The organism is Pontibacter rugosus (genome assembly GCF_042678745.1).
GTDB classification, from domain to species: domain Bacteria; phylum Bacteroidota; class Bacteroidia; order Cytophagales; family Hymenobacteraceae; genus Pontibacter; species Pontibacter rugosus.
Window position 1 is genome coordinate 1 of the sequence record NZ_JBHTLD010000527.1, and the last position, 586, is coordinate 586.

Consider the following 586-nt stretch of genomic DNA (forward strand, 5'->3'; position numbering starts at 1 on the left):
ATACCCCTCTAACTAATTGCTCTACCCAGTCAAGCACTAGTATAAGCAAAACGGCTTTAGCTCCGGTATACTGGTTTAAACAATTTAATTTTGCACAATTTAATTTTAAACATTACATTTGTACCTATATGGAGCAGTTGTTTTTGAAAAACCAGATGTGTTTTAAGTTTTATGCCTTATCACGGCATATTACCTCTTTGTATAAACCCATACTTGCAGCGTTGGATCTTACGTACCCGCAGTACCTGGTAATGCTGGTGCTATGGGAGCATGAGCTTATTTCTGTAAAAGAACTGGGGCAGCAATTAATGTTGGATAGCGGCACACTTACTCCCTTACTTAAAAGACTGGAGCAAAAGGGGCTATTGCATAGAGCCAGAAGCCAGCAAGACGAACGAAGTGTAAATGTGAGTCTGGCGGAGCAGGGGGAAAACATGCGAGCGCAAGCCACTTGTATTCCAGACCAACTCATACAGGCGGTTTCTCTGGATGCGGAAGATGTAAAACAACTGGATACTATCCTCAATAAAATGATGCGCCAGTTACCGGTTTAAGCATGCTTTAAATAAATTTATTTATACCACTT

Annotated in this window: 1 protein-coding gene; it reads left to right on the forward strand. The window is 40.8% G+C overall.

Annotated features, from left to right (window positions below; translation table 11 throughout):
* A partial coding sequence (locus tag ACFQ2O_RS22275) for a MarR family winged helix-turn-helix transcriptional regulator (RefSeq protein ID WP_377533221.1) occupies positions 1 to 554 on the forward strand: 554 nt, incomplete at its 5' end.
* Positions 555 to 586: the final 32 nt, after the last annotated feature.